The sequence below is a fragment of the Lachnoclostridium sp. An118 genome (assembly GCF_002160985.1).
Lineage (GTDB): Bacteria > Bacillota > Clostridia > Lachnospirales > Lachnospiraceae > Claveliimonas > Claveliimonas stercoravium.
The window spans coordinates 256,321-265,059 of record NZ_NFLQ01000003.1 but is presented as its reverse complement, the minus strand read 5'-3'; the positions used below and the strand labels follow the sequence as shown (position 1 = coordinate 265,059).

Below are 8,739 nucleotides of genomic sequence, written 5' to 3'. Positions count from 1 at the left end.
GACGGGGAAAAAGTACACAGACCTTCTGGAGATGCAGATCCTGGAGCTGAAGAAGCTGCCGAAGGAGCTGCGGGAGGATGACGATATCATCCAGTGGATGCGTTTCCTGGCAGGGAAGAGCAGGAAGGAGTTGGAGGATATGGCAGGTACAAGCGAATATATCGAGGAGGCCTACAGGGAGCTGGAGAGGATGAGCGCGGACGAGAGGGCCAGGCTGGAGTACGAGGCCCGGCAGAAGGCCATCAGGGACCACGACGCTATTATGAACAGCGCCTGGAAGACCGGGCTGGAGAAGGGCATGGAGAAGGGCATGGAGAAGGGGATGGAGAAGGGCATGGAAAAGGGCATGGAAAAGGGCATCGAGCAGGGCCGGCTGTCCATAGTCCGGCGGATGCTGGAGGGCGGCACCAGCCCGGAAGAGATCATGCGCCTCACCGGGGCCACGGGGGAGGAAGTGGAAAAGGCACGGAACATGTAAGTCTGCCTGCGATGGGATGTGTGGCAAATCTGAAATAGAAATCTCTATACATAGAAAGTACATAGAAAATCCGGAACAGAAATCTCCGGGAATTGTATTTTTCCGCCATCCATATTATAATAAACAGGATAAGCTCTGCCCGGGAGGCGAGGCCACGGAACCGGGCAGGGCGCAGACGAAAGAGGGAATGACCATGTACATAGCGGACCTTCATATACACTCCCGGTATTCCCGGGCCACCAGCAAGGACTGTACGCCGGAGCATCTGGAACTGTGGGCCAGGCGGAAAGGGATCCACATTGTGGGAACCGGAGATTTCACCCACCCGGCCTGGAGGGAGGAGCTGAGGGAAAAACTGAAGCCCGCGGAGGACGGGCTGTACGTGCTGAAAGATGAATACAGGATAGAGGATGAGACAGTGAGGGGCAGTATGACTCCTCGTTTTGTTGTTACGGGGGAAATAAGCTCCATCTACAAAAAGGGAGGGAGAGTGCGCAAGGTCCACAGCCTGATCCTCCTGCCCGGCCTGGAGGCGGCGGAGGAGATTGCGGGCAGGCTGGAAGAAATCGGTAATATCCACTCTGACGGGCGGCCTATCCTGGGCCTCTCCTGCCACGACCTGTTGGAGATCCTGCTCACCTCCTGCCCGGAGAGCATCTATGTGCCGGCCCATATCTGGACGCCCCACTTCTCCCTGTTCGGCGCTTTCTCTGGCTTTGATACAGTGGAGGAGTGCTTTGAGGATCTGACACCCTATATCCGCGCGGTGGAGACGGGACTCTCGTCAGACCCGCCCATGAACTGGAGAGTATCTGCTCTGGACAGGTACCATCTCATCTCCAATTCAGATGCCCACTCCCCGGCCAAGCTGGGGCGGGAGGCCAACCTCCTTGACATAGAAATGTCCTACGAAGGACTGCGGAAGGCCATCCAGGATGGCGAAGGGCTCTATGGCACCATTGAATTTTTCCCGGAGGAGGGGAAATACCATCTGGACGGGCATCGGAAATGCGGCCTGTGCCTGTCGCCCTCGGAGACGGAAAAATACGGCGGTGTCTGCCCGGTGTGCGGCCGGAAGATCACCATCGGCGTCTCCCACCGGGTGGAGGAGCTGTCTGACCGTCCGGAAAACTATGTCAAGCCGGATGGCGCTGCTTTTGAGAGCATGGTGCCTCTGCCGGAGGTCATCGGCGCTTCCCTGGGGCACTCTGCGGCCAGCCGGAAGGTCTTGAGAGAGTACGAGGATATGCTGGGGAAGCTGGGGCCGGAGTTTGAAATCCTGCGGACGATCCCGCAGGAGGATATCCAGAGGGCGGCAGGCCATCGGGTTGCCCAGGGCATCATGAGGCTCAGGCAGGGAAAGGTGGAGAGGATACCGGGATTTGACGGAGAGTACGGGACCATCCGTCTTTTTACGGCTGAGGAGCTTGAGAACACGGACGGGCAGATGGATTTCTTCAGCCTTATCGGTGTGGAGCCGGAAACCCTTGCAAAGGGGCAGCGGGAGGAAAAGAATGCTCTGTTGGGAAAAGAGCAGGCTGATGGCAGCGTGGTCCCGGAAGAGGGGCCCCGGGCAGAGCTGAAGGATCAGAAGGACGGCGGCGGAGCCCCCTCCCTCAACCCGGAGCAGAGAGAGGCTGTGCGGAAGATCTGCCGGCATCTGGCGGTGGTTGCCGGGCCGGGCACCGGAAAGACAAAGACCCTGGTATCCCGTATCCAGTATCTTCTGGAACACAGGAAGGTAAAGCCCTCCGAGATCACCGCAGTCACCTTCACCAACCAGGCAGCCGGGGAGATGCGGGAGCGGTTGAAAAAGGAACTGGGGAGCCGGCGGGTCAGCGGTCTGCAGATTGGCACCTTCCACAGCATCTGTCTGCATTTTCTGAAGAAGGCGGGAGTGGGATTCTCCCTGGCCAGTGAGGCCCAGTGTCGGCAGATGGCCGGGGAGGCTGTGTCGGAGGCGGGGGGTCCCATCAGCGTAGGGAAATTCCTGGAGAGCCTCTCCCGGAAACAGGCGGGCCTGTCCGTAGGTGAGGAGGAGCCCTTCCGGCAGGCGGAGGAGCTCTACAAAAAGAAGAAGCAGGAGCGCGGTCTCCTTGATTTTGACGACCTGCTCCTGGAGACGCTGAGGCTTCTGGAGGGCGGCGCCTCCGCAGGGAAGCAGTTCACCTGCCTGCTCATCGACGAGTTCCAGGACATCGATCCCCTCCAGTACAGGCTTGTGAGGGCCTGGGACAGGGAGGCCAGAGAGCTCTTTGTCATCGGGGACCCGAACCAGTCCATCTACGGCTTCCGGGGGGCAGACGCCGGCTGCTTTGAGCGGCTGCGGGCGGATGTGGAGGAAACAGGCGGGGAGTTCTGCCTGGTGGAGCTCAAGGAGAACTACCGCTCCACGCCTCAGATCCTGGAGGCGGCCCGCAGGATGCAGGGGTGCGAGCTTCTGCACCCCAACTGTCCGGGAGGAGCGCCTGTGCGCCTCCTGAGAGCGGGAAGCGAGCTGGGAGAGGCTATTTTCATCGCCAGAGAGATCGGGCGCATGGCCGGAGGCATCGGCATGCTGGAGGCCCAGGAGCTGTCCGGCAGCAGGGAGAGACAGACAAGGTCCTTTGACGAGATTGCTGTCCTGACAAGGACCCACCGGCAGGCGGACCTGGTGGAAATGTGCCTGCGAAAAGAAGGAATCCCCTATATCGTGGCCGGCAGGGAGGGATTCCTGGAGGATGACAAGGTGCAGGGAAGCATCTGCTTCTTCCAGTATCTGGAGGACCCGGAGAATGAGTCCGCGGCTCAGACGGCGTCGGAGCTCCTTCTGGGGCTTTCCTGGAACCAGCTGACAGAGGAGATGGTCCGGACTATGGCGGAGAAGTACCGCCCTCTCTTTGAAAAAAAGAAGCCGGGGAAATTTCTGGAGATGTGGATGGAGGACCAGGGCCTTCAGAGGGAGGGGGCTGTGAAGAAGCTGGCGGCCATGACCGTCTTCTACACGACCATGCCGGAATTCCTGCAGGACCTTGTGCTGGGCGTGGAGAGCGACCTGAAAAGATGCGGCGGGAAAAACTACACGTCAGGGGCCGTCACCCTGATGACCCTCCACGGCTCCAAGGGCCTGGAGTTCCCGGCAGTGTTCATTTACGGGGCCAGAGAGGGGAACATCCCTCTGGAAAATGAAAAGCGGCCGACGGATGAAGAGGAGGAGCGAAGACTTCTCTACGTGGGCATGACCCGGGCAAAGGAGGAGCTGATCCTCACCTGCTCCGGGGAGGAATCCAGGTTCCTGGCAGGGCTGCCTGAGACAGCTCTTGTCCGGGAGAAGGAGATGCCGGTGAAAAAGGAGGAGACCTGCCATCAGATGAGCCTCTTTGAGCTGGGGAATTAAGGAGGGAAGGCAGAAGCCGGGACAGAACAGAAGAAAGAAACAGATGGAAGGAACAGGAGGATGAGTGGATGAGGAGAAATGTAAGACTGGAGGATATCTCTGACGGGAAGCTTTACACAGCGCAGGACATGGTGCGGGCGGACTGCCGGGGATGCCGGGGATGCTCTGCCTGCTGTCACGGCATGGGAAGCTCCATCCTGCTGGATCCGCGGGATATCTGGCTTTTGACGCAAGGGACTGGGAAGGACTTTCAGGGACTCCTGGCAGAGCATGCGGAGCTTGTCCTGTCGGACGGGATCATCCTGCCCTGCCTTCGGATGGCGGGAAAGGAGGAGGCCTGCACCTTCCTGGACGGGGAGGGGAGATGCTCCATCCACCCCTTCAGGCCGGGCATCTGCCGGATGTTCCCTCTGGGGCGGTACTATGAGGAGACAGGATTTCGCTATTTCCTCCAGTTACACGAGTGTCCCAAGACGGACCGGACCAAGATCAGGGTCCGGAGCTGGCTGGACATCCCGGACCTCAAACGCTATGAGGCCTATATCTTTGACTGGCACACTTTTTTGAAGGTCTGTGAGAGGGAGTCAGAGGGGCTGGACGGCGACAGCCTGAAAATACTGCAGATGTATCTGCTTCGCACATTTTATCAGACGCCCTGGGACGGGGAGGACTTCTACGGGGAGTTCTACAGCCGTCTGTGGCAGGTAAAGGAGAAGCTTGGTTTATGATAGAAAGATTTGAAGAGCTGAAAGGATTTCTGCCGGGGCTTCAGAGGGATATGCCGGAGAGCTACGGGAAGCTGGCGGAAATCTTTCAGTTTCATGTGTTTGAGCTGCACCTGGGAGAGGACAGGGGCAGGAAGGCGGACTTCTATATCCCCTACATGATGAACGATGCCCTGGAGTGCTATCTGGTGCTCAGGGACGCCTGGATGACAGGAGATTATCTGGACCTTGACCAGGAGGAGTACCCCATTCAGGGGCAGCTGGCCTGGAGGGATGAACGGTCGGCTCTCATTGTAAAGCAGGGCAGCGAAAATGTATTTACCATCTGGTTTTCGGAGCTGACAGAGGTATTCCAGTGCTACCAGTACCACCGGATCGGGCACTTCTGGGTAAGGGGGCAGGAGCAGTGGAGACAGCTCGTCTATATGGTGGGAACGGTCTATGAGAAGTACCAGTATCTGGGCGACGCAGCCTGCAATGAGGGGGAGAAGGAATTCATGAGGCTTATTGAATTCCCGCCCTTCCGGTACTGGTCTCCCATAGACGAGCCGCTGGACGACAGGTATCCCTCTACGCGGGAGGGGGCTCTGTGCATGCGGGAGCTGGCGATGGAGGCGGGGGATAAGAGCTACGCCAGGCTGGCCGGCCTGTACGCCAGGTTTCCCCTTGGATTTTTGAAGAAAAGGCTGGCGAGGAAGCTGTGCAGTCCGGCCAGGCAGGGACTGTACGAGATGATCTATGGGAAGGTGAGGGCCGCCTCCCTGAAATATCCGAAGAGAGTCTACGGTGAGGTCCTGGATGGAGAAATCCTGAGGGAGAGAAGGGATGTCCATCAGAGACTGCACCGGGCCGGATTTAGAGGGAAATACCCTGTCTATACAAGAGAAAATGTGGAAGTGGTGGCCGTGGAGGAGCACCCCTTTACCACTATGGAGGCGGAGGATTTCACCTTCCGTATCCGGTTTATGGTCTCCCGGTGCAAAAAGGAGAGGAACATGGGGAGAAACGGCGGATTTTTCAACGGCAGAGGACGGGAGGGCTGGATCGGGGAGAAGCTGGATGTGCTCCTGGATGAGCTGGATAGGTAGAGAGCAAAGGACGAAAGATAAATGGAAAAGGAGAAGGACAGATGACAAAAAAGCAGAGAGCTCTGGAAGTGATCGAGAGGCTGAAAAAAGAGTACCCCGATGCAGGCTGCACCCTGGATTATGACCAGGCGTGGAAGCTCCTTGTGAGCGTGCGTCTGGCGGCCCAGTGCACGGACGAGAGAGTCAACAAGATTGTGGAAGTCTTATATGAAAAGTATCCCACTGTGGACGCCCTGGCAGATGCGGATGTGGCGGATATTGAGGAGATCGTGCGCCCCTGCGGGCTTGGAAAGAGCAAGGCCAGGGACATCAGCGCCTGCATGAAGATTTTAAAGGAAGAGTACGGCGGTAAAGTGCCGGACGACTTTGACGCGCTTCTGAAGCTGCCCGGTGTGGGCAGGAAGAGCGCCAACCTGATCATGGGGGATGTGTTTGGCAAGCCTGCTATCGTGACAGACACCCACTGCATCCGGCTCACCAACCGGATCGGGCTGGTGGACGGCATCAAAGAGCCCAAAAAAGTGGAGATGGCTCTCTGGAAGATCATTCCCCCGGAGGAGGGAAGCGACCTGTGCCACAGGCTTGTGTATCATGGCCGGGATGTGTGCACGGCAAGAACAAAGCCCTACTGCGACAGGTGCTGCCTGGAGGATATCTGCAAGAAGCAGGGCGTATAGATAAAGTACAGATAATGTATAATGTATACTTGAAAAGCACATGATATAGTGGTATTCTGGTATAGCTTAATACGAAAAAAGGAGAAACGTGGAATGACTGTAGAAGAATGGCTGGGCGAAGAAAATCAGCTCGGCACGGACATATGGACAAAGAAATACTGCAACGAAGGTGAGAGCTTTGACGAGTGGGTAGGGCGCATCAGCGGGGGGAATGAAGAGATCGCCCGGTATATCCGTGAGAAGAAGTTCCTGTTCGGGGGCAGGATCCTGTCCAATAGGGGATTGGACAAGGAAGGCAGGAAGGTAACCTACTCCAACTGCTACGTGGTGGACCCGCCGGAGGATAATATTGAGAGCATCTTTGACTGCGCCAAGAAGCTGGCCCGCACGTACAGCTACGGCGGCGGTTGCGGTGTGGATATCTCAAAGCTCAGCCCGAGAGGGGCGCGCATCAACAATGCGGCAAAAGAGACAAGCGGTTCGGTTTCTTTTATGGAGCTCTACTCCCTCGTGACAGCGCTGATCGGACAGAACGGAAGGCGCGGAGCGCTGATGATCTCCATCGACTGTTCTCATCCGGATGTGGAGGAGTTCATTGACCTGAAGACTGACCTGGAGAAGGTGACAAAGGCTAATATCTCTGTCCGCATCCACGAGGACTTTATGGAGGCAGTCAAGAAGAACGAGGACTATCTGCTCCACTATACACGGGAGGCCACAGGGCAGGTCATCGAGAAGCAGGTAAATGCCAGAGACCTGTTCCGCAAGATCGCGGAGACAAACTGGGACTATGCAGAGCCGGGCGCTCTGTTCTGGGACCGCATTGAGGGCTGGAATCTTCTCAGCAACACAAAGGAGTTCTCCTACGCCGGAGTCAACCCCTGCGCGGAGGAGCCTCTTCCGGCTGGAGGAAGCTGCCTGCTGGGAAGCATCAACCTTTCCGCCTTTGTGACAGACCCGTTCACGGACCATGCGCAGTTTGACTTCGAGGGTCTGAAACACTGCGTGGAAGTATCTGTGGGAGCTCTGAACGAAGTGCTGGAGGAAGGACTCCCCCTGCATCCTCTGGAGGAGCAGCAGGAGAGCGTGGCAAAGTGGCGTCAGATCGGACTTGGCATCATGGGGCTTGCAGACTGCCTCATCAAGCTGGGACTTGCCTACGGTGAGGAGGATGCTGTGGTCATGTGCGACAAGATTGGATTTGCCATGGCTGATTCAGCAATCGCCGCTTCCGCAAAGCTGGCAAAAGAGAAGGGTGCTTACCCGGCCTGTGAGATCGACGAGGTCATGAGCACTCCCTATTTCCTGGCAAATACGACAGAGAAGACAAGGGAGCTGGTGAAAAAGTATGGTCTTCGCAACTCCCAGCTTCTGACCATCGCGCCTACAGGAACACTGTCCACCATGCTGGGCATTTCCGGAGGCATTGAGCCGGTCTACGCAAACTACTATGAGAGAAAGACCGAGTCCCTCCACGGGACAGATGTCTACTATAAGGTGTACACGAAGATCGTGGAGGCCTATATGAAGCAGTTCGGCATCAAGAGCGACGCGGAGCTGCCGGACTACTTTGTGACAGCCATGACACTGGATTACCGTCAGAGGATTGACATGCAGTCCATCTGGCAGCAGCATATCGACGCCTCCATCAGCTCCACGGTAAACGTGCCTAACGGATTCACGGTGGAGGAGACGGAAGGCCTCTACATGTACGCCTACGAGAAAGGGCTGAAGGGCATTACCATTTTCCGGGATGGCTGCAAGAGGATCGGTATCCTCAATACAGATATGAAGAAGGAGAAAAAGGAAGTCACCGCAGGCGAGGGACTGAAGAGAGGAGAGATACTCCTTGTCACAGACGATGTGGTGGGCAAGAAGCGCAAGCTGGTGACAGGCTGCGGAAGCCTGCACTGTATCGCTCTGTTTGACCCCAACACAGGCGCTCTTCTGGAGACTTACTTAAGCAAGGGCTCCACAGGCGGATGCAACAACTTCATGGTGGGGCTGTCCCGTATGATCTCCATCAGCGCAAGAGGCGGCATCAGCATTGAGACCATCGTGGATCAGCTGAATTCCAGCGGTTCCTGCCCGTCCTACACGGCAAGAAGGGTGACAAGGAAAGATACAAGCAGGGGCGCCTGCTGTCCTATGGCTGTGGGCAACGCGCTCATGGATATGTACAATGAGATGCAGGAGGAGCTGGCCGCGAAAGAGAACTGCGAGTCAGAAAAGCCGGTGAAGAAGGTAAAGAAAGTACCGAAGCCGAAGGCAGTGTCAGCAGAGCTGGATAAGGACAAGATGTACTGCCCGGAGTGCGGAGAGCCTCTTGTATTTGAGGAAGGATGCAATATCTGCAAGAGCTGCGGATGGAGCAAGTGCCATTAGAAAATAAAAC

Annotated in this window: 6 protein-coding genes; all 6 read left to right on the top strand. The window is 57.0% G+C overall.

Annotation, left to right across the window (positions count from 1 at the left end; all coding sequences use genetic code 11):
- Positions 1-478: Rpn family recombination-promoting nuclease/putative transposase (locus B5E62_RS04360; RefSeq protein WP_143468799.1), on the top strand; the 478-nt coding region annotated here is incomplete at its 5' end.
- A gap of 193 nt (positions 479-671) precedes the next feature.
- Complete coding sequence (locus B5E62_RS04355) at positions 672-3,854, top strand: UvrD-helicase domain-containing protein (RefSeq protein WP_087173430.1); 3,183 nt, start codon at positions 672-674, stop codon at positions 3,852-3,854.
- 68 nt (positions 3,855-3,922) lie between these two features.
- Positions 3,923-4,582: a YkgJ family cysteine cluster protein gene (locus B5E62_RS04350; RefSeq protein WP_087173418.1), complete on the top strand. Its 660-nt coding sequence runs from the start codon at positions 3,923-3,925 to the stop codon at positions 4,580-4,582.
- A complete protein-coding gene (locus B5E62_RS04345; RefSeq protein WP_242957705.1) occupies positions 4,579-5,667 on the top strand; it encodes a DUF3878 family protein in 1,089 nt (362 codons plus the stop codon). The genes B5E62_RS04350 and B5E62_RS04345 overlap by 4 nt, the downstream gene beginning before the upstream one ends.
- A gap of 41 nt (positions 5,668-5,708) precedes the next feature.
- On the top strand, positions 5,709-6,344 hold the full coding sequence (locus B5E62_RS04340; RefSeq protein WP_076779231.1) for an endonuclease III domain-containing protein: 636 nt from the start codon (positions 5,709-5,711) through the stop codon (positions 6,342-6,344).
- Between the two features lie 93 nt (positions 6,345-6,437).
- Positions 6,438-8,729, top strand: coding sequence for an adenosylcobalamin-dependent ribonucleoside-diphosphate reductase (locus B5E62_RS04335; RefSeq protein ID WP_087173417.1), 2,292 nt, complete (start codon positions 6,438-6,440; stop codon positions 8,727-8,729).
- Positions 8,730-8,739: the final 10 nt, after the last annotated feature.